Source organism: Teichococcus aestuarii (assembly GCF_042651065.1).
Taxonomy (GTDB): Bacteria; Pseudomonadota; Alphaproteobacteria; order Acetobacterales; family Acetobacteraceae; genus Pseudoroseomonas; species Pseudoroseomonas aestuarii.
Genome location: NZ_JBHSCH010000052.1, coordinates 1 through 18,700, shown reverse-complemented (window position 1 = coordinate 18,700; position 18,700 = coordinate 1). Strand labels below are relative to the sequence as shown.

The following is an 18,700-nucleotide window of genomic DNA, read 5'->3' as shown; positions in this document are numbered from 1 at the left end:
CGGTCAGCCCTGCACCGGGAAGACCGGCTTGGCGTCGGCAAAGGCGTCGGGGAAGATCACCTTGATGTCGCCGCCCTGCACCTGGGTGTTGACCGGCGCGGCGCCCTGGTTCTGGCCATTGACGAACTTCGTCGGGCCGTAGGGCAGGATATGGCCGGAGAAGTCGGAGGTGGCGAGGGCCTCGATGACCTTGTTGCGGTCGGCGGCGCCGGCGCGGCCCACCGCATCCGCCACCAGCTTCACGCAGGAATAGTTCAGCGGCACGTTGTAGGCCCAGAGGCGGCCATCGGCATCGACCTTGGCCTTCAGCGCCTTCGCCTCCTCGCTGCGCGGGTCGTGCCAGTGGTTGCAATCCATCACCGCATCGGCCGCGTCCGGGAACTCCTTGACGAAGCGGTAGTTGGAGGCGGCGCCGTTCAGCACGGCATAGATGCCCTTGGGCCGGATGCGCTGCTGCCGCATGGTGCGCGCCAGCAGCACGAACTCGCCATAGTAGCTGGAGGGAATGACAAGGTCGGGCCGCAGCGAGCGGATGCGCAGCGCCACGTTGGACATGTCGCGCGCCGGCGTCGGGTGGGCGATGGTCTCCAGCACCTCGAAGCCGCGCTTCGGCAGCTCCGCCTGCAGCAGCCTGGCGAGGCCGGAGCCGAACAGCCCGTCCTCGTGTACCAGCACCACCGTCTTGCAGGGCTTGCCGGCGGCGTCGTTGAGGCGGACGAGGTTCTCGAGCGCCGTGCCCGTCACCATGCCGAAGCCGGGGGCGAAGCGGAAGGTGTTGCGCAGGCCGCGCGCGGTGATCTGGTCGGAGACGCCGACATCGACGATGTAGGGCAGGTCGTAGCGCGCCGCCGCCTGGCTGGCGGCCAGGCAGATCGGGCTGGCGAAGCCGCCGACGATGGCGACGACGCCCTCCGCCTGCAGCTTCTCCACTTCCTGCACCGCCGCTTCCGGGTTGGAGCGGGCATCGGCCACCACCAGTTCCACCTTCGCGCCGCCGAGGGCCTGGATGCCGCCCGCGCCGTTGATCGCCTCCGCCGCCAGGGTGGCGCCGAGGCGGCCGAGGTCGCCATCCTGCGCCAGCGCGCCGGTCAGCGGCTGCAGGACGCCGATCTTCACGGCGGCGGGCTGCGCGCGCAGCAGGCCCGGCATGGCGAGGGTCGGCAGCAGCGCCCCGGCCCGCAGGGCCGTGCGGCGGGTGATGGTCAGGCGGGATGTGCTCATGATGACGACTTCCTCTTGCTGCGCGGGGGCCGTGGCGTGGCGTTCTTTTCAGTGTTGGCCGCGAGCGGCGGCAATGGGCTCCAGCGCCGGGCGCCATCGGCCCCCGTGCGCTGAAGCTGCATCTCGAAGCTGAAGCGGTCCGGCCGGTAGAGCGCGTGCAGGTGCTCGACCGCGCTCCCCGCCTCGTCCTCGACAAGGCGGGTGAGGGAGAGCAGCGGCGCGCCGATCTCCACCTGCAGCGCCTGCGCCACCTCCGGCCCGGCCAGCGTGGCGCCGATGGATTGCCGCGCCCGCGCCACGCGCAGGCCGGAACGCTCGAGCAGCGCCAGCAGCGGCTGCGAGGCCATCTCCGCCTCGGAATAGGTGGTGCCGATGCGCTCGGGCACATGGGTGGTCAGGTGAGAGAAGGGCTCGCCGCCCATCAGCCGCACGCGCACCGCGCGCTGCGCGCGCTCCGCCGGCGCGAGGCCCAGCGTGGCGGCCACCGGCGCGGGCGGCTGCACGTAGCCGAAGGCCAGCAGCCGCACCTCGGTGCGCCGCCCCATCTCCTTCAGATGCGTGAATACATCAGCGAAATCGACCACGGTCGGCGCCAGCACGCCGCCGCCGCGCACGAAGGTGCCGACGCCGGGGCGCCGCTCCACCAACCCCTCGGTGGAGAGCTGGTCCAGCGCGCGGCGGATGGTGACGCGGGAGACGCCGTGCTCGGCCGCGAGGTCCGGCTCGCCGGGCAGGCGCGTGCCCGCCGGCAGCGTGCCGCCGGTGATGCGGTCCCGCAGCAGCAGGTAGATCCGGCGCGCCTTGAAGGTCTCAACGGCGGCGTCCACGCGGCTTCTCTCCCCTTTTCCCTGTCTGGTTTTTCAGACCGGCTGCTGTCTAGCCTACGAGACAGCAGCATTGCGTCAACGGTTTTTCTGCGGCATCGTCCTGGCCACAACGCCGGGGGGAGGGCAGGGCATGGCCGAAGCGCCGCCGCGACGCACGCTGTTCGACAAGCTGTGGGACGCGCATGTCGTCCTCACGCGGGAGGACGGGCAGAGCCTGCTCTGGATCGACCGGCATTTCTTCCACGAAGGCTCGCACCACGCCTTCGCCCAGCTCCGCGCGCGCGGCGCGAAGGTGGCGCGTCCCGCGCTCAATATCGGTGTCGCCGACCATTACGTGCCGACGCGAACACCGCAGCGCAGCATTGCCGATTCCGGCATCGCCGGCATGGTGCAGGGGCTGGAGGCCAATGCGCGCGCCCATGGCACGCGGCTCTATGGCCTGCACGACCCGCGCCAGGGCATCGTGCATGTGGTGGGGCCGGAGCAGGGGCTGACCCTGCCGGGCCTCACCATCGTCTGCGGCGACAGCCACACCTCCACGCATGGCGCCTTCGGCGCGCTCGCCTTCGGCATCGGCGCTTCCGAGGTCGCGCATGTGCTGATGACGCAGACGCTGTGGCAGCGGAAGCCGAAGCGCATGCGCGTCACGGTGGAGGGGAGGCTCCCCGCCGGTACCGGCGCCAAGGATCTGGCGCTCGCCATCATCGCCCGCATCGGCGCCGATGGCGCGCAGGGCCATGCGGTGGAATATGCCGGAAGCGCGGTGCGCGGCCTCTCGATGGAGGGGCGGCTGACCTTGTGCAACATGGCCATCGAGAGCGGCGCGCGCTGCGGCATGGTCGCGCCCGATGCCACCACGGTCGCGTTCCTGCGCGGCCGGCCGCTGGCGCCGCAGGGCGCCGCCTTCGAGCAGGCCGCCGAGGCCTGGCTCGCCCTGCCGGGCGATGCGGGCGCGGAATTCGACCGCGAGGTATCGCTGCAGGCCGGCGAGATCGCGCCCATCGTCACCTGGGGCGTCAGCCCGGAGGATGCGCTGCCCGTCACCGCCGCCATCCCCGACCCCGACCGCGCCAATGACCCCTCCCGCGCCGCGCAGATCCGCGACGCGCTGGACTATATGGGCCTCCGTCCCGGCCAGCGGCTCGAGGAGGTGCCGATCGACCGCGTCTTCATCGGCTCCTGCACCAACAGCCGCATCGAGGATCTGCGCGCGGCCGCGGCGGTGCTGGCGGGGCGGAAGGCGCGGGTGCCGGGGCTGGTCTCGCCCGGCTCCTCGCTGGTCAAGCGGCAGGCCGAGCAGGAGGGGCTGGACCGCATCTTCCGCGAGGCCGGGCTGGAATGGGTGGAATCCGGCTGCTCCATGTGCGTCGGCATGAATGGCGACCTGGTGCCGGCGGGCGAGCGCTGCGCCTCCACCACCAACCGCAACTTCAAGGGCCGCCAGGGGAAGGGGGCGCGGACGCATCTGATGTCCCCCGCCATGGTCGCCGCCGCCGCGCTGGCGGGGCACATCGCCGATGTGCGGCCGATGCTGGAGGGCCGGAGCTGATGCAGCCCTTCACCACCCTGGCGGCCCCGGCCTGCCCGCTGCCGCTGGCCAATGTGGACACCGACCAGCTCATCCCCGCCCGCTTCATGAAGCGGCCGCGCAGCGAGGGCTACGGGCGGTTCCTGCTGCACGACCTCCGCTTTGGCGAGGATGGCACGGTGCGGCCGGATTCGCCGCTCGACCGGCCGGAGCGGGCGGGCGCGCGGGTGCTCGTCGCCCGGCGCAACTTCGGCAGCGGCTCCTCGCGCGAGGCGGCGGTCTACGCGCTGGTCGATGCCGGCTTCCGCTGCGTTCTGGCGCCGAGCTTCGGCGACATCTTCGCCAGCAACGCCGTCAACAACGGGCTGCTGCCGGCGCGGCTGGAGGAGCGCGAGATCGAGCAGCTGCTCGCCTGGCTGGAACAGGGCGGCCGCGAACTCACGGTGGACCTGGAAGCCTGCGCGGTGCGGGCGGGCAACCACCGCTTCGGCTTCGCCATCGATCCGGTCTGGCGCACCAAGCTGCTGAACGGCTGGAACGACCTCGACCTGACGCTGAGCCATGCGGAGGCCATCGCCGCCTTCGCGGAGGCCGATGCACGTCGCCGCCCCTGGGCCGGGCTGCCGCCCCTGGGGCCGGAAGCCGGATAGACACTCCGGCACGGGGCGCGCACAAGGGACGGGTTCGGCAACCAGGATGGCGGCGAAGCACCGCCCCCGCAGGAGGATCCATGAGCCTGACCCCGCCCCGCTGGCGTTCCCTGCTCTTCGTGCCCGCCCATGTGCAGCGCTTCATCGCCCGCGCGCATGAGCGGGGGGCGGATGGCATCATCCTCGACCTGGAGGATGCCGTGCCGGCGGCAGAGAAGCCCGCCGCCCGCGCCTCCCTCGCCGGCTCCATCGCCGCCATCGGCGCGCATGGCCCGGCGGTGCTGGTGCGGGTGAACCGGGGCCTGCGCGCCCTGGCAGCCGATCTGGAGGCGGCGGTGGTGCCGGGCCTGGCCGGCCTCGTGCTGCCCAAGGTGGAGGAGCCGGGCTATGTGCGGGACGTCTCCGCCGCCGTGGCCGAGCTGGAGGCGGAGCGCGGCATTGCCCCCGGCACGGTGCGGCTGCTGCTGCAGATCGAGACGCCCGCCGCCCTCTACGCCCTGCCCGCCATCGCGGGCGCCGACCCGCGCAGCGTGGCGATGATGCTGGGGCCGGAGGATTTCTGTGCGGCGCTCGGTGCCATCCCCGGACCGGCGGCGCTGCTCGGCCCCAACCTCGCCGTGCTGATGGCCGCCCGCGCGGCGGGGCTGATGCCGATGGGCTTCGTCGGCAGCATCGGCCAGTTCCAGGACCTCGAGGCCTTCCGCCGCACCATCGCCGAGGCGCGGCAGCTCGGCTTCCGTGGCGCGCTGGCGGTGCACCCGGCGCAGGTGGCCATCATGAACGAGGTCTTCGCGCCCGATGCCGCCGAGATCGACTGGGCGCGCCGCGTGGTGGCGGGCGACGCGGAGGCGCGCGCCGCGGGCCGTGGCGCCTTCCAGATCGACGGCAAGATGATCGACCCGCCGGTGGTGCGCCGCGCCGAGGAGATCCTGGCGCTGGCCGGATAAGGCTGCCCGGGCCGTGTCCTGGCGGCGAGGCCAAATCCTCCACCGCAAAGGCGGCCCGGCAGTAACCCAGGATTGTATGACAATATGCTGATTTGTTGACGGGCTTGGAGGCCCATGGAACAGTAGCGCAACGCTGGCAGCACATGTCAGGAAAAGGGGAGAGAGAATGAACGAGAAAGCGTGGGCCATGCCCGCGCGGCCGGAGGCGTGCCGCGCATGATGGAATGGCTTTCCGATAACGGGCTGCTGCTGGGGCTCGCGGTGCTGGACGGGCTGGCCTCGGCCGCCGCCATCTTCATGGTGGCGGTGGGGCTGAACCTGGTGTTCGGCGTGCTGCGCATCCTCAACGTGGCGCATGGCAGCCTCTACGCCATCGGCGCCTACACCGCCGCCTCGCTCACCGCCGCAATGGTCGCCGCCGGGCTGCCGGCCTGGCTCTCCTACCCGATGCTGGTCATCGCCGCGGCGCTGGTGGGCGTCATCCTCGGCCCGCTGATCGAGCGCGTGCTGCTCAAGCGGGTGGAGACGCAGGAGCCGGTGCTGCAGCTCCTCGTCACCTTCGCGCTATTCATGATCCTGGAGGATGTGCAGAAGCTCATCTGGGGGGTGCAGCCCGTCTCCAACGAGACGCCGATGCAGCTGCTCGGCACGGTGGACGTGCCCTTCGGCGCCGATGTCATCCCCTTCACCGCCTACCAGCTCTTCGTGCTGCCGGGCATCGCGCTGCTGACCCTGGTGGGGCTCGCCTGGTTCATGCGCCGCACGCTGACGGGGCGCGTCATCGTCGCCGTCACCACAGACCGCGAGGCGGCCACCTCCCAGGGCATCGACGCGGCGAAGGTGACGATGCTCACCTTCACCTTCGGCGCCGCGCTGGCGGCGCTGGGCGGCGCGCTGGCCTCGCCCATGACCTCCATGGTGCCGGGCATCGGCGCCTCCACCATCGTGCTCTCCTTCGCCGTGGTGGCGACCGCCGGCCTCGGCCAGATCGAGGGCGCGGCGCTGGCGGCGGTGATGATCGGCCTCGGCCGCTCCATCGCCGTCTATCTGGAGCCGGAGCTGGAGGTGGTGATCCCCTACCTGATCATGGTGCTGGTGCTGCTGGTGCGGCCGCAGGGCCTGTTCGGCGTGACGGAGACGCGGCGCATATGAGCAGGTCCCGCCTCGAAATTCTCGCCGGCCTGGCCGGCGCGCTGCTGCTGGTGCTGATCGCCTGGGGCGTGCCCTGGCTGCGCTTCGTGCTGACCATCGCGCTCGCCAAGGGCATCACGGTGCTCGGCATCCTGCTGCTGCTGCGCGCGGGGCAGGTGAGCTTCGGCCATGCCATGTATGTCGCCATCGCCGCCTACACCGTGGCCTTCGTGGCGCCCCGCATGCCGGAGGTGCTGCTGCTGCTGCCGCTGGCGGCGCTGGCCTCCACCGCGGTCGGGCTGGTGGTCGGCCTGTTCGTCATGCGCTACCGCGAGATCTTCTTCGGCATGCTGAACCTGGCGCTCAGCATGGTGTTCTACTCGCTGCTGGAGAAGCTCTACACCATCACCCACGGCACGGACGGCATCCGCCTCCCCGTGCCCACCTTCCTCGGCCAGACCCTCACCGGCCCCACCTACGAATGGGCGGTGTTCGGCATCGCGCTGGTGCTGGCGATCGGCTTCGCGCTGCTGGTGCGGGTCTACCTCGCCGCCCCGCTCGGCCAGGCGCTGGCCGGGATCAAGACGCGCGAGGCGCGGCTGGAGTTCATGGGCGTGCCGGCGCGCTACGTGCTGCTCTCCGCCTACGCGCTCTCGGCGCTGATGGCGGGCTGCGGCGGCACCATCATCGCGCTCACCTCCCGCCACGTGACGCCGGCGCTGGCCTACTGGACCGCCTCGGGCGAGCTGGTGTTCATCGCCATCCTGGGCGGCGCGGGCAGCGTGCTGGGCGCCTTCCTCGGCGCCGTCGTCTATGAGCTGACGCGGGTCTACGCGGCGGCCAACCTGGCCGATGCCTGGCAGCTCATCCTCGGCACGGTGCTGCTGCTGGTCATCCTGTTCGCGCCGGGCGGGCTGGTCGGCATGGCGCAGGGTCTGCGGCGGAGGAAATCGGCATGAGCGTGCTGCTCTCGGCGCAGGATCTGCGCCTCGCCTTCGGCGGCGTGAAGGCCGCCGACGGCATCAACCTCGACGTGATGGAACGCGAGTTCCTGGCCATCATCGGCCCCAACGGCGCGGGCAAGACCACCTTCATCAACATGAGCACCGGCCACCTGCGGCCGCAGGGCGGCTCCATCACCTACCAGGGCCGGCAGGTGCTGGGGATGAAGCCGCGCGACATCGTCCGCATGGGCATCGCCCGCTCCTTCCAGCTGCCGCAGCTCTTCACCGAGCACACGGTGCTGGAGAACGCGGCCATGGCGGTCGCCGCGCGGGAGGGCACCTTCTCGCCCTTCCGCCCGCTGCTGCGCCCGGCCTTCCGGGCGGAGGCGGAGGCGCTGCTGGAGCGCTTCGGCCTCACCGCCGCCGCGCACCAGCGGGCGGATGCGCTGAACGAGGGCACCCGCAAGCTCACCGACATCGCCATGGCGGTGGCCATGAAGCCGCGGCTGCTGCTGATGGACGAGCCGACCAGCGGCGTCGCCGCCGCCGACAAGATGGCGGTGGTGGAGACGCTGGCGCGGGTGCTGCGCGAGGCCGGCGTGACGGCGGTGTTCGTCGAGCACGACATGGACGTGGTGGCGCGCATCGCCGACCGCGTGGCGGTGTGGGGGCAGGGCCGGATCGCGGCGCTCGGCCCGCCGGAGCAGGTCCTGTCCGACCCCATGGTGCAGCGCGACGTCATTGGCATCCAGCCCGGTGGAGGCGCCCATGCTGCGGCTTGAGAATGTCTCGGTGGATATCGCCGGCGCGCCGGTGCTGCGCGGCGTCAACCTGGCGGTGCCGCCCGGTGGCCGGGTGGCGCTGATCGGCCGCAACGGCGCCGGCAAGACCACCACCCTGCGCGCGCTGATGGGGCTGCTGCCGGTGCGCGGCGGCAACATCGTCATCGACGGGCAGAACTGCACGGGCGCCCCCGCGCATCGCCGCGCCGCGCTCGGCATCGGCTACGCGCCGGAGGAGCGGCGGCTGTTCGGCAGTTTCACCGTGCTGGAGAACCTCCGCCTGCCGGCCGAGGTGCTGCGGCTGCCCCAGCCCGAGATGGCACGGCGGCTGGACCTCGTCCTCACCCTGCTGCCCGAGCTGCGCGACTTCGCGCCGCGCAAGGCGGCGGGGCTCTCGGGCGGGCAGGGCAAGATGGTGGCGCTGGGCCGGGCGCTGATGGTGGGCACCCGTGCCGTGCTGCTCGACGAGCCCTTCCAGGGCCTCGCCCCCGCTCTGGCGCAACGCTACGCCGAGGCGCTGGCGCGGCTGCGCGACGCGCTGCCCGATGTCGCCATCCTGATCACCGAGAGCAGCCCGGCCCTGTTGCGGCAACTTGTCGAGCAGACCTTCGTGATCGAGCGCGGCGAGATCCTGGACCCGGCGGATGCGCTGACGGATTGACCGACAATCTCGTTTTCCGCAAGCTGCGGCCCATCATCAGGGAGGATGGGCCGATGGCCGAGAGCGAGATGTTCGAGAAGGGCCTGGAGATGCGCCGCAAGGTGCTCGGCAGCGAGTACGTGGACGGCAGCATCGCCAGGGCCGACGACTTCATGATGGCCTTCCAGCGCATCACCACCGAATGGTGCTGGGGCTATGCCTGGAACCGCCCGGGGCTGGAGCCGAAGACGCGCAGCATGCTGAACCTCGCCATGCTGACGGCGCTCGGCAAGACGCCCGAGATCAAGCTGCACGTGAAGGGGGCGCTGAACAATGGCGTCACCGTGGAGGAGATCAAGGAGATCCTGCTGCACGCCACGGTCTATTCCGGCATACCGGCCGGGCTCGATGCCTTCAAGGCGGCGCATGAGGTGCTGAAGGCCGAGGGCGCGCTGCCCGAGAAGCCGGCGGAATGAGCGAGGGCGCGATCCGCCGCATCGGCTTCGTCGGCATCGGCAACATGGGCTGGCCGATGGCGGCCAACCTGCTGAAGGCGGGCTTCGCGGTGACGGTGGCCGATGCCGCCCCGGGCCGCGCGCGCGACTTCGCCCGCGAGGTGGGCGGCCAGGCCGCCGCCGGCGCCGCCGAGGCCGCCGCGGGGGCCGACGCGGTCATCACCATCCTGCCCACCAGCCAGCATGTGGCGGCGGTGGTGGAGGAGATGCTGGAGAGCCTGCCCGCCGGCGCGGTGGTGATCGAGATGTCCTCCGGCGTGCCGGGCGTCACGCGGCAGCTGGCGGAGCGCCTGGCCGCGAAGGGCTGCGCGATGGCCGACTGCCCCGTCTCGGGCGGCGTGCCGCGCGCCCGCACGGGGGAGCTGGCCATCATGGCCGCCGGCGAGACGGCGGTGCTCGACCGCATCGGGCCCGTGCTGCAGGCGGTGGGCACCTCCGTGCACCGCTGCGGCGGCATCGGCAACGCCCAGGCGATGAAGGCGCTGAACAACCTCGTCTCGGCGGGCGGCTTCCTGATCGGCATCGAGGCGCTGCTGATCGGCCAGAAATTCGGCCTCGACCCGGCGCTGATGGTCGATGTGCTGAACAGCTCGACCGGCATGAACAACAGCACGCAGAAGAAGTTCAAGCAGTTCGTGCTGTCGCGCCGCTTCGATTCCGGCTTCGGGCTGGACCTGATGGTGAAGGACCTCTCCATCGCCCTGGAGGTGGGGCGGGAGAGCGGCACGCCGACGCCCTTCGCCGCGCTGTGCCGCGAGATGTGGGCCAGCGCCGGCACGCTGCTTGGGCCGGGGCAGGACCATACCGCCGTGGCCCAGCTTGTCGAGCAGCTCGGCGGGCAGGCGCTGGGCGGCGGCAACGGCAGCAGCCAGAGCTGAGAACGCGGCCAGGAGCGGCGGCACCGCTTCTGGCCGCGCCAGCCTCCCGGCGGCGTGCCCGCCCGGCCTCCACCCCCGAGACAATTCCGCCCCTGAGCCCACGGAACGAAGGCCGCGTGCCGGCGTTCCGCATCTGGCCGTGGACACGTCGTGGTGCCGGAACCGCCAGCCATTCGGTCCGGCAACACAACAGTTAAATAACTTGCAATCTTCTCGGAAAATTGCGATATACTTGAAGTTAAAGAAACTATACTTCGCGCCCTCATTCTGTTGCAGACCCATATCCTCGGCCGGGGATGTATTTTCGGGAAAAGTCATGGCCATCAAAAAACTCTTCAGCGGAGAGGATTCTGTTCTTTCTCTTTCTCCAGGAGACAAGAAGGAGCTTCTCGAGATGCTGGCGCAGGAAGCCTCCGTCCGCCTGTCCTATGATGGGCCAACGGTGCTGGATGCCCTGCAGGCGCGGGAAAGGCTTGGATCCACCGCGCTCGGCCGTGGCGTCGGCCTGCCCCACACGCGGCTGGAGGGGCTGGGCACGCCGCTGGCCCTGCTGGCCCGCCTGACACGGCCGATCGACTTCGAGGCGCGGGACGGCGAGCCGGTCGATCTGGTCTTCATGGTCCTGTGGCCGGAGAACAGCGCGGAAGGCTTCCTGCCGGCGCTCTCGGGCATCTGCCGCGTGCTGCGGGGCAACCAGCTGCCGCGCCAGCTCCGCCAGGCACGCTCCGGCGCCGAGGCGCTCGCCATGCTTCAGGCCGCGGAGGTGGACAGTCCCGACGAGGCTGTCTGAGCCCGCCCGCCTCCTCTGCGGGGCACCCATCACTCCGCCGCCCTTCTTCCCGGCCTGAAGGAGAGAACCGCCGCTGATGCCTGATGCTCTTTACCTTTCGACGGCGATCGGCCTGCCCTATCTCGGGGCGCTGGTCACCGCGCTGCTGCCGGCCAATGCCCGCAGGCTGGAATCCTGGCTGGCCGGTGCCGTCGCGCTGCTGACGCTCACCATGGTGTGGCTCTGCTACTATCCCACCATCGCCGAGGGCGGGGTGGTCCGCGCCGAGATCGCCTGGGTGCCGCAGCTCGGGCTGAACCTGGTCCTGCGGCTGGACGGCCTGGCCTCGGTCTTCGCGGTGATGGTGGCGGGCATCGGGCTGCTGGTCGTGCTCTACGCGCGCTACTACATGTCCTCGGACGACCCGATCCCGCGCTTCTTCGCCTTCCTGCTCGCCTTCATGGGCTCGATGATGGGGCTGGTGCTGTCGGGCAACCTGATCCAGCTCGTCTTCTTCTGGGAGCTGACCAGCCTCTTCTCCTTCCTGCTGATCGGCTACTGGCAGCACTCCGCCCAGGCGCGGGACGGCGCGCGCATGGCGCTCACCGTCACCGCCAGCGGCGGGCTGGCGCTGCTGGCGGGCGTGCTGCTGCTCGGCCACATCGTCGGCAGCTACGACCTGGACCGGGTGCTGGCCTCGGGCGATGTCATCCGCGCCCACCCGCTCTACCTGCCGGCGCTGGTCCTGGTCCTGCTGGGCGCCCTCACCAAGAGCGCGCAGTTCCCCTTCCACTTCTGGCTGCCGCACGCCATGGCGGCGCCCACCCCCGTCTCGGCCTACCTGCACTCGGCGACGCTGGTGAAGGCCGGCATCTTCCTGATGGCGCGGCTCTGGCCGGTGATGGCCGGCACCGACGCCTGGTTCTGGATCCTCGGCAGCGCGGGCATGATCACGCTGCTGCTCGGCGCCTATGTCGCCATCTTCCAGCACGACATGAAGGGGCTGCTGGCCTATTCCACCATCAGCCATCTCGGGCTGATCACGGTGCTGCTCAGCCTCAACAGCCCGCTGGCCATGGTGGCGGCGATCTTCCACACCATGAACCACGCCACCTTCAAGGCCTCGCTGTTCATGGCCGCCGGCATCATCGACCACGAGACCGGCACGCGCGACATCCGCAGGCTCTCGGGCCTCAACGCCACCATGCCCTTCACGGCGCGGCTGGCGATGGTGGCCGCCGCCGCCATGGCGGGCGTGCCGCTGCTGAACGGCTTCATCTCCAAGGAGATGTTCATCACCGAGACGCTGTCGGCCTCCACCGCGCCCACCATCCTGCACAGCCTGCTGCCGCTCGGCGCGGCGCTCGCCAGCATCTTCGCGGTGGCCTATTCGCTGCGTTTCATTCACGGCGCCTTCTTCGGCCCCACCACCGGCGACATGCCGCACACCCCGCACGAGCCGCCACAATGGATGCGCCTGCCGGTGGAGGTGCTGGTGTTCGGCTGCATGGTGGTGGGCATCCTGCCCGCCGCCACCATCGGGCCGTTCCTCGATGTCGCGGTGCGCTCGGTGCTGGGGGAGGCCACGCCCTATTACAGCCTGGCGGTCTGGCACGGCTTCAACCTGCCGCTGGTGATGAGCCTCATCGCCCTGGCCGGCGGCGCGCTGCTCTACCGCCTGCTGCAACGCCACCTGAACGCCGGCATCGACGGCACGCCGCTGCTGCGCCGCCTGGACGGAAGGCGCCTGTTCGACCGGGTGATGGTCTTCCTCTCCTGGCGCTTCGCCCGCACGCTGGAGCGGCTGCTCGGCACCAGCCGGCTGCAGACCCAGCTGCGGCTGATGGTCTGCGTCACCATCCTGGCCGCGGTACTGGCGCTGGCGCCGCATGATTTCGGCCTCGGCGTGCTGCAGCTGAGCCCGGCCGATCCGGTGATCGGGCTGGTCTGGCTGGCGGGCAGCCTCTGCGCCCTGGCGGCCGCCTACCAGGCCAAGTACCACCGGCTGGCGGCGCTGGTGCTGCTGGGCGGCGCCGGGCTCGCGGTCTGCATCACCTTCGTCTGGTTCTCGGCGCCCGACCTCGCGGTGACCCAGCTGCTGGTCGAGGTGGTGACGACGGTGCTGCTGCTGCTCGGCCTGCGCTGGATGCCCAAGCGCCTCGAGCTCGCCGGCTCCGGCCGGCTGCTGTCGCGGCTGCGGCGCTACCGCGACTTTGCCATCGCGCTGGGAGCGGGCCTGGGCCTGACCGCCATCTCCTACGCCACCATGACCCGCGTCTCGCCCGAGGGCATCTCCCGCTTCTTCCTGGAGCGCGCCTACAGCGAGGGCGGCGGCACCAACGTGGTCAACGTCATCCTGGTGGATTTCCGCGGCTTCGACACCTTCGGCGAGATCACGGTGCTCTGCATCGTGGCGCTCACCGTCTTCGCGCTGCTGCGCCGCTTCCGCCCGGCGCCGGAGAGCATCGGCGTGCCGGACCAGCAGCAGGGCGACGTGCGGAACTGGATGATGGTGCCCGCCGTGACCATGAAGCTGCTCTTCCCGCTGATCGGCGTGGTGGCGGTCTACCTGCTGCTGCGGGGGCACGACCTGCCGGGCGGCGGCTTCGCCGGCGGGCTGATGCTGGCCATCGCCATCCTGCTGCAATACATGGCCGGCGGCACGCGCTGGGTGGAGGACCACCTGCGCGTCCATCCGCTGCGCTGGATGTCGGCGGGGCTGCTGCTGGCCGGCGGCACGGGGCTCGCCGCCATGGCCTTCGGGCAGCCCTTCCTGACCTCCTACTTCGCCTATGCCGATCTCGGCTGGCTCGGGAAGCTGCCGGTGGCCAGCGCGCTGATCTTCGACATCGGCGTCTTCGCCCTGGTGTTCGGCGCCACGGTGCTGATGCTGATCGCCATCGCCCACCAGTCGGTGCGCAGCCAGCGCGCCGCGCCGACGCCCCCGCCGGCCCCGCAGGAGGAGCGCTGATGGAACTCATCCTGGCCCTGAGCATCGGCGTGCTGGGCGGCTCGGGCGTGTGGCTGCTGATGCGGCCGCGCACCTTTCAGCTCATCATCGGGCTTTCGCTGCTCTCCTACGCGGTCAACCTGTTCATCTTCAGCATGGGCCGCTTCCCTGTGGGGCGGCCGCCCGTGCTGGAGCCCGGCACCGCCGGCGACCCGGCGCAGTATGCCGACCCGCTGCCGCAGGCGCTGGTGCTCACCGCCATCGTCATCGGCTTCGCCACCACGGCGCTGTTCCTGGTGGTGATGCTGGCCGCGCGCGGCCTGACCGGCGGCGACCATGTGGACGGGCGGAGGCAGGACCGTTGAGCGGCTGGATGCAACACCTCGCCATCGCGCCGATCCTGCTGCCGCTGCTGGCCGGCGCCATCATGATCCCGATGGACGACCAGCGCGGCCGGCTGCGCGCGGCGCTGGGCGTCGCCTCGGCGCTCGGCCTGCTCGGCATCGCCATCGCCCTGGCCTTCCTGGCCGATGCCGGCGATGCGGCGCCGGTCTTCGTCTACCGCCTCGGCAACTGGCCGGCGCAGTTCGGCATCGTGCTGGTGGTCGACCGGCTGGCGGCCATGCTGCTGCTGCTCTCCGCCGTGCTCGGCCTCGCAGCGCTGCTCTTTTCCCTGGTGCGGTGGCAGCGCATGGGCGCGCATTTCCATGCCCTGTTCCAGTTCCAGCTGATGGGGCTGAACGGCGCCTTCCTCACCGGCGACCTGTTCAACCTCTTCGTCTTCTTCGAGGTGCTGCTGGCCGCCTCCTACGGCTTGGCGCTGCACGGCTCGGGCGTCGCGCGGGTGAAGGCGGGGCTGCACTACATCGCCATCAATCTTGCGGCCTCGCTGCTGTTCCTGATCGGCGTCAGCATGATTTACGGCGTGGCGGGCACGCTCAACATGGCCGACCTCGCCGCCCGCATCCCCGCCCTGCCGGCGGAGGACCGGCCGCTGCTGGAGGCGGGCGCCGCCATCCTGGCCATGGCCTTCCTGGCCAAGGCGGCGATGTGGCCGATGGGCTTCTGGCTCGCCCCCACCTATTCGGCCGCCAGCCCGCCCGCCGCCGCCATCTTCTCGATGATGAGCAAGGTGGGCTTCTACGCCGTGCTGCGCCTCTCGCTGCTGCTGTTCGGCGCGGAGGCGGGGGCATCGGCCGGCTTCGGCAGCACCTGGCTGTTCCTCGGCGGGCTGGCCACCATTGCCTTCGGCGCCATCAGCGTGCTGGCCACGCAGGACCTCTCGCGCCTGGCCGGTGCCAGCGTGCTGATCTCCTCCGGCACCTCCCTGGCGGCGCTGGGGGCGGGGCAGGAGGCCGTCACCAGCGGCGCGCTGTTCTACCTGGCCAGCTCGGCCCTGGCGATCGGCGCCTTCTTCCTGCTGGTCGAGTTGCTGGAGCGCGGCCGCGAGGTCGGCGCCGACGTGCTGGCGGTGACCCAGGAAGCCTATGGCGGCAAGACCGAGGAGGATGAGGAGGAGGTCGAGGTGGGCACGCCCATCCCCGCCACCATGGCGGTGCTCGGCGGCTGCTTCCTCTGCTGCGCCCTGGTGCTGGCGGGGCTGCCGCCGCTCTCCGGCTTCATCGCCAAGTTCGCCATGCTGGACGGCATCCTCAACCCGCAGGGGCTGGGGCAGGGCGCGGCGGCGGTGCCGCCCGATGGCTGGGCGCTGCTGGCGGCGCTGATCCTCTCCGGCCTCGCCACGGTGCTGGCGATGACGCGTGCCGGCATCCGCAGCCTGTGGGCGGCCACCGACCGCGCCGTGCCGCGCGTCGGCGTGGTGGAGATCGCCCCTATCCTGCTGCTGCTCGGCCTCTGCATCGGCATGACGGCGGGGGCGGGGCCGGTGCTGCGCTACATGCAGGCCACCGCCAGCGCGCTGCACACGGCGCCGAGCTACATGGGCAGCGTGGTGCCGGTGGATGGCACGACGGAGGCCCGGCCATGAGGTGGCTGCTGCCGCACCCGGTCGTCTCGGCCGGGCTGTTCGTCTTCTGGCTGCTGGCCAGCCGCAGCGTGGCGCCGGGGCCGGTGGTGGTGGGCGCCATCATCGCCGTGCTGGGTGGCTGGGCGCTGGCCCTGCTGGACCCGCCCCGGGTGCGCATCCGCCGCCCCGGGCTGATCCTGCGGCTGCTGGGGCGGGTCTTCGTCGACATCATCCGCTCCAACATCGCCGTGGCGCGGATCGTGCTGAGCCGCAGGCCGGCGCGGCGCGCCGGCTTCATGCACATCCGGCTGTCGCTGCGGGAGCCGCACGCGCTCGCCGCGCTGGCCTGTATCCTCACCGCCACGCCCGGCACCGCCTGGCTGGAATTCGACCCGGAGGAGGGCTGGCTGCTGCTGCACGTCCTCGACCTGATCGACGAGGCGGAGTGGGTGCATATCGTCAAGGAGCGCTACGAGGCGCCGCTGCTGGAGATCTTCCGATGAGCCTTGTGGTGCTGAGCTGGTCGCTGTTCGCCGCGCAGATCATGCTGGGCCTCGCCTTCGGCTGCACCGCCTGGCGCGTGCTGCATGGCCCGCGCGCGCAGGACCGCGTGGTGGGGCTCGACATCCTCTACATCAACGGCATGCTGCTGCTGCTGACCTTCGGCATCCGCACCGGCACCGACCTCTATTTCGAGGCGGCGCTGGTGGTGGCGCTGCTGGGCTTCGTCAGCACCGCGGCGCTGGCCAAGTTCCTGATGCGCGGCGAGGTGATCGAATGAACCATCTGGCGGAGCTTCCCGCGCCGGTGGCGCTGCTGGCCTCGGCGCTGGTGCTGGCGGGGGCCTTCCTGTCGCTGGCCGGCTCCTTCGGCCTGCTGCGGCTGCGCACCTTCTACGACCGGCTGCACGCGCCCACCATCGCCACCTCCATGGGCATCAGCTGCGTGCTGCTGGCCTCCATGGTGGTGTTCACCGCGCTGCAGTCGCGGCTGGTGATCCACGAGGTGCTGGTGGGCGCGCTGGTGGTGCTGACCACGCCGGTGACGCTGATGCTGGTGGCGCGCACCGCGCTGCACCGCGACCGGCTGGAGAACAACCCCGGCGTGCCGCGCGCCGCCGCGCCGGACGAGACCGCGGAACACCCGGAGGCGGCGCGGCCGGAGGGGCCACCCGCCTGAGCCTGCCGCCGCGCCTCAGGCCTGGAGGAAGCCCAGCCGGTCCTCCTCCAGCACGGCGCAGGTGAGGGGGCCGCCGGACCAGGCGGCAGTGTCGAGATTGATGCGGTTATGGCGGATCTCGGGCTCCGCCCGCGCGGTGTGGCCATGCACCACCACGACACCGTGCACCGCCTCGCTGGAGAGGAAGGGCTGCCGGATGCGGATCAGGTCCTCCGCCGACTGCGCCTCCAGCGGCAGGCCGGGCCGGATGCCGGCATGCACGAACAGATACCCCCCCGCCCGGTGCCAGCGCCCGAGGCGCCGCATCCACGCCAGATGCGCGGCCGGAATCGCCTCGCGCCACAGCGCGGGCGCGGCCTCGGCCGGCAGGCCGTAGCTTTGCAGGGTGGGGCGGCCGCCGCACCACAGCCAGTCCGCCACGTCGCCCGGCGCGCCCTCCAGCGCCGCCAGCATTGTTGCCTCGTGGTTGCCGCCCAGGTCGATGCGCCGCGCCGGCAGGGCCGGGGGGGCGCTGAGCCAGTCCAGCACGCCGGCGCTGTCCTCGCCCTTGTCCACATAATCGCCGAGATGCAGCAGCGTCGGCCGCGCGACGGGGCGGGCGGCGAGGTCGTCCGCCACCAGCGCGTGCAGCCGCCGCAGCCGGGCCGCGCAGCCATGGATGTCGCCCACGGCATAGATGCGCTCCTCCGGCGGCAGCCGGGCCGGGGCGGGGCGGAAGTCGATCATGCCGCGCCGCCCTCCAGCCCGGCGCCGACATAGGCCCCGGTCTGCTCGTAGTGCCGGGCCAGCAGGGCGGTGGCCTCCTCGGCGTCGCGCGCCAGCACCGCGCGGGCGATGGCGGCGTGCTCGGCGGCCACGTCCCGGCCCGGATAGGCGCGGAGGCTGGAGATCGCCCGGTAGCGCTGCGCCTCCTCGCGCAGCTTCTCGCAGAAGGCCAGGAGCTCCGGCGCGCCGCAGGCTGCCAGCAGCGCCCGGTGGAAATGGCGGTGGCATTCCTCCCACTCCGGATTGGCGACGAGCCGCTGCGGGTCGAGCGAGCGCGCCAGGCGTTGCAGCCGGTGCCCGGACAGCAGCACCGCCTCCTCCCAGGCATCATCGCCGCAGCGCAGGGATTCGCGCAGCGCCGCGCACTCGGCCAGCACGCGGCTGCGGATCAGCCCGGCAAGGGCACCCGGCGGCGCCGCCGCAACGCGGAAGCCACGATGCTCCGCCTGCTCCGCCAGCCCTTCCGCCGCCAGCCGCGAGAGCGCCTCCCGCATCGGCGAGGCACCGGCGCCGTAGCGTTCCGCCAGCGCGCGCAGTGTCAGGCGGCCGCCGGGCGGCAGGGCGCCGGAGAGGATATCGGCGCGCAGGCGGCGGTACATGGCACGCGCCAGCGTGGCGTCCGGCAGGTCCGGCGGGGTGTCGGAAGGTGGCATGGGCGCCGCATGATCGCCATTCCTGGGGAGCAATGCAAGGATTGCCGCAAATGCGGATTGACGGCAGCGGATTTTCGACAAAACTTCCGGAAACCCCGAAAGGAACTTTCCCATGCGCCTGATCGCATTCCAGCACGAGGGGCGCGCGGCCCTTGGCGCCCGGCTGGGCACGGAGGTCGTTCTCCTCGCCGACGTGGTGCCGGGCCTGCCGCAGGACCCCGCCCTGGCCCTGGCCGCGCTCGGGCTGCCGGAGGGCGCCCCCGCCCTGGCCGCGCGCCTCGCCGATGCGCCGCGCCGGCCGCTCGCCGGGCTGACCCTGCTGCCCGTCATCCCGCGCCCCGGCAAGGTCGTCTGC

General features: G+C 71.6%; 20 protein-coding genes and 1 pseudogene. 17 read left to right on the top strand and 4 right to left on the bottom strand.

The window, feature by feature from the left end; all coding sequences use genetic code 11:
• Positions 1-3: 3 nt before the first annotated feature.
• The gene (locus ACFOY6_RS17730) at positions 4-1,221 is read right to left on the bottom strand and encodes an ABC transporter substrate-binding protein (RefSeq protein WP_379651805.1); all 1,218 of its coding nucleotides are present in this window, start codon (positions 1,219-1,221) and stop codon (positions 4-6) included.
• Positions 1,218-2,048 (bottom strand): GntR family transcriptional regulator, encoded by an 831-nt coding sequence (locus tag ACFOY6_RS17725; protein ID WP_379640978.1) that lies wholly within the window; start codon positions 2,046-2,048, stop codon positions 1,218-1,220. Before ACFOY6_RS17725 ends, ACFOY6_RS17730 begins: the two co-directional genes overlap by 4 nt.
• 130 nt (positions 2,049-2,178) lie before the next feature.
• On the opposite strand from ACFOY6_RS17725, the gene leuC reads away from it, so the two are divergent.
• The 16 genes from leuC to mnhG all read left to right on the top strand — a co-directional run bounded on the left by leuC (position 2,179) and on the right by mnhG (position 16,927).
• The gene (gene leuC / locus ACFOY6_RS17720) at positions 2,179-3,597 is read left to right on the top strand and encodes a 3-isopropylmalate dehydratase large subunit (RefSeq protein ID WP_379640981.1); all 1,419 of its coding nucleotides are present in this window, start codon (positions 2,179-2,181) and stop codon (positions 3,595-3,597) included.
• Entirely contained in the window at positions 3,597-4,226 is a 630-nt protein-coding gene (gene leuD / locus ACFOY6_RS17715) for a 3-isopropylmalate dehydratase small subunit (RefSeq protein ID WP_379640983.1), read from the top strand. The genes leuC and leuD overlap by 1 nt, the downstream gene beginning before the upstream one ends.
• Positions 4,227-4,306: 80 nt before the next feature.
• Positions 4,307-5,173, top strand: coding sequence for an HpcH/HpaI aldolase/citrate lyase family protein (locus tag ACFOY6_RS17710; RefSeq protein ID WP_379651804.1), 867 nt, complete (start codon positions 4,307-4,309; stop codon positions 5,171-5,173).
• Between the two features lie 180 nt (positions 5,174-5,353).
• Entirely contained in the window at positions 5,354-6,325 is a 972-nt protein-coding gene (locus tag ACFOY6_RS17705) for a branched-chain amino acid ABC transporter permease (protein WP_379651803.1), read from the top strand.
• Entirely contained in the window at positions 6,322-7,263 is a 942-nt protein-coding gene (locus tag ACFOY6_RS17700) for a branched-chain amino acid ABC transporter permease (protein WP_109517458.1), read from the top strand. The genes ACFOY6_RS17705 and ACFOY6_RS17700 overlap by 4 nt, the downstream gene beginning before the upstream one ends.
• Positions 7,260-8,030, top strand: a complete 771-nt coding sequence (locus ACFOY6_RS17695) for an ABC transporter ATP-binding protein (RefSeq protein WP_109517459.1) — start codon at positions 7,260-7,262, stop codon at positions 8,028-8,030. Before ACFOY6_RS17700 ends, ACFOY6_RS17695 begins: the two co-directional genes overlap by 4 nt.
• Positions 8,017-8,691 (top strand): ABC transporter ATP-binding protein, encoded by a 675-nt coding sequence (locus ACFOY6_RS17690; protein ID WP_379640994.1) that lies wholly within the window; start codon positions 8,017-8,019, stop codon positions 8,689-8,691. The genes ACFOY6_RS17695 and ACFOY6_RS17690 overlap by 14 nt, the downstream gene beginning before the upstream one ends.
• On the top strand, positions 8,688-9,146 hold the full coding sequence (locus ACFOY6_RS17685; protein WP_245906389.1) for a carboxymuconolactone decarboxylase family protein: 459 nt from the start codon (positions 8,688-8,690) through the stop codon (positions 9,144-9,146). Before ACFOY6_RS17690 ends, ACFOY6_RS17685 begins: the two co-directional genes overlap by 4 nt.
• Complete coding sequence (locus tag ACFOY6_RS17680) at positions 9,143-10,063, top strand: NAD(P)-dependent oxidoreductase (RefSeq protein WP_379651802.1); 921 nt, start codon at positions 9,143-9,145, stop codon at positions 10,061-10,063. Before ACFOY6_RS17685 ends, ACFOY6_RS17680 begins: the two co-directional genes overlap by 4 nt.
• A gap of 316 nt (positions 10,064-10,379) precedes the next feature.
• Positions 10,380-10,853, top strand: a complete 474-nt coding sequence (locus ACFOY6_RS17675) for a PTS sugar transporter subunit IIA (protein WP_379651801.1) — start codon at positions 10,380-10,382, stop codon at positions 10,851-10,853.
• Positions 10,854-10,929: 76 nt separating this feature from the next.
• Positions 10,930-13,803, top strand: a complete 2,874-nt coding sequence (locus ACFOY6_RS17670; protein WP_379651800.1) for a monovalent cation/H+ antiporter subunit A — start codon at positions 10,930-10,932, stop codon at positions 13,801-13,803.
• Entirely contained in the window at positions 13,803-14,147 is a 345-nt protein-coding gene (locus ACFOY6_RS17665; protein WP_379641004.1) for a Na+/H+ antiporter subunit C, read from the top strand. Before ACFOY6_RS17670 ends, ACFOY6_RS17665 begins: the two co-directional genes overlap by 1 nt.
• Positions 14,148-14,155: 8 nt before the next feature.
• On the top strand, positions 14,156-15,769 hold the full coding sequence (locus tag ACFOY6_RS17660; protein ID WP_379651799.1) for a monovalent cation/H+ antiporter subunit D: 1,614 nt from the start codon (positions 14,156-14,158) through the stop codon (positions 15,767-15,769).
• On the top strand, positions 15,766-16,251 hold the full coding sequence (locus tag ACFOY6_RS17655; RefSeq protein WP_379641010.1) for a Na+/H+ antiporter subunit E: 486 nt from the start codon (positions 15,766-15,768) through the stop codon (positions 16,249-16,251). Before ACFOY6_RS17660 ends, ACFOY6_RS17655 begins: the two co-directional genes overlap by 4 nt.
• On the top strand, positions 16,248-16,529 hold the full coding sequence (locus ACFOY6_RS17650; protein ID WP_109517466.1) for a K+/H+ antiporter subunit F: 282 nt from the start codon (positions 16,248-16,250) through the stop codon (positions 16,527-16,529). The genes ACFOY6_RS17655 and ACFOY6_RS17650 overlap by 4 nt, the downstream gene beginning before the upstream one ends.
• Positions 16,526-16,927, top strand: coding sequence for a monovalent cation/H(+) antiporter subunit G (mnhG, locus tag ACFOY6_RS17645; RefSeq protein WP_109517467.1), 402 nt, complete (start codon positions 16,526-16,528; stop codon positions 16,925-16,927). Before ACFOY6_RS17650 ends, mnhG begins: the two co-directional genes overlap by 4 nt.
• A gap of 15 nt (positions 16,928-16,942) precedes the next feature.
• On the opposite strand, the gene ACFOY6_RS17640 is transcribed toward mnhG, so the two are convergent.
• Together ACFOY6_RS17640 and ACFOY6_RS17635 are read right to left on the bottom strand one after the other, a co-directional pair.
• Positions 16,943-17,653, bottom strand: coding sequence for a metallophosphoesterase (locus ACFOY6_RS17640; RefSeq protein ID WP_379651798.1), 711 nt, complete (start codon positions 17,651-17,653; stop codon positions 16,943-16,945).
• Entirely contained in the window at positions 17,650-18,345 is a 696-nt protein-coding gene (locus ACFOY6_RS17635) for a GntR family transcriptional regulator (protein WP_379641017.1), read from the bottom strand. The genes ACFOY6_RS17640 and ACFOY6_RS17635 overlap by 4 nt, the downstream gene beginning before the upstream one ends.
• Positions 18,346-18,457: 112 nt before the next feature.
• Here ACFOY6_RS17635 and ACFOY6_RS17630 point away from each other — a divergent pair.
• Positions 18,458-18,700, top strand: a pseudogene (locus ACFOY6_RS17630) (fumarylacetoacetate hydrolase family protein); the annotation flags it as partial.

Coding starts and splice junctions, on each gene's coding strand:
- ACFOY6_RS17655 (WP_379641010.1), top strand. CDS start 15,766: ATGAGGTGGCTGCTGCCGCACCCGGTCGTCTCGGCCGGGCTGTTCGTC.
- ACFOY6_RS17660 (WP_379651799.1), top strand. CDS start 14,156: ATGCAACACCTCGCCATCGCGCCGATCCTGCTGCCGCTGCTGGCCGGC.
- ACFOY6_RS17700 (WP_109517458.1), top strand. CDS start 6,322: ATGAGCAGGTCCCGCCTCGAAATTCTCGCCGGCCTGGCCGGCGCGCTG.
- ACFOY6_RS17690 (WP_379640994.1), top strand. CDS start 8,017: ATGCTGCGGCTTGAGAATGTCTCGGTGGATATCGCCGGCGCGCCGGTG.
- ACFOY6_RS17730 (WP_379651805.1), bottom strand. CDS start 1,221: ATGAGCACATCCCGCCTGACCATCACCCGCCGCACGGCCCTGCGGGCC.
- leuC (WP_379640981.1), top strand. CDS start 2,179: ATGGCCGAAGCGCCGCCGCGACGCACGCTGTTCGACAAGCTGTGGGAC.
- ACFOY6_RS17675 (WP_379651801.1), top strand. CDS start 10,380: ATGGCCATCAAAAAACTCTTCAGCGGAGAGGATTCTGTTCTTTCTCTT.
- ACFOY6_RS17635 (WP_379641017.1), bottom strand. CDS start 18,345: ATGCCACCTTCCGACACCCCGCCGGACCTGCCGGACGCCACGCTGGCG.
- ACFOY6_RS17710 (WP_379651804.1), top strand. CDS start 4,307: ATGAGCCTGACCCCGCCCCGCTGGCGTTCCCTGCTCTTCGTGCCCGCC.
- mnhG (WP_109517467.1), top strand. CDS start 16,526: ATGAACCATCTGGCGGAGCTTCCCGCGCCGGTGGCGCTGCTGGCCTCG.
- ACFOY6_RS17665 (WP_379641004.1), top strand. CDS start 13,803: ATGGAACTCATCCTGGCCCTGAGCATCGGCGTGCTGGGCGGCTCGGGC.
- ACFOY6_RS17680 (WP_379651802.1), top strand. CDS start 9,143: ATGAGCGAGGGCGCGATCCGCCGCATCGGCTTCGTCGGCATCGGCAAC.
- ACFOY6_RS17670 (WP_379651800.1), top strand. CDS start 10,930: ATGCCTGATGCTCTTTACCTTTCGACGGCGATCGGCCTGCCCTATCTC.
- leuD (WP_379640983.1), top strand. CDS start 3,597: ATGCAGCCCTTCACCACCCTGGCGGCCCCGGCCTGCCCGCTGCCGCTG.
- ACFOY6_RS17650 (WP_109517466.1), top strand. CDS start 16,248: ATGAGCCTTGTGGTGCTGAGCTGGTCGCTGTTCGCCGCGCAGATCATG.
- ACFOY6_RS17640 (WP_379651798.1), bottom strand. CDS start 17,653: ATGATCGACTTCCGCCCCGCCCCGGCCCGGCTGCCGCCGGAGGAGCGC.
- ACFOY6_RS17695 (WP_109517459.1), top strand. CDS start 7,260: ATGAGCGTGCTGCTCTCGGCGCAGGATCTGCGCCTCGCCTTCGGCGGC.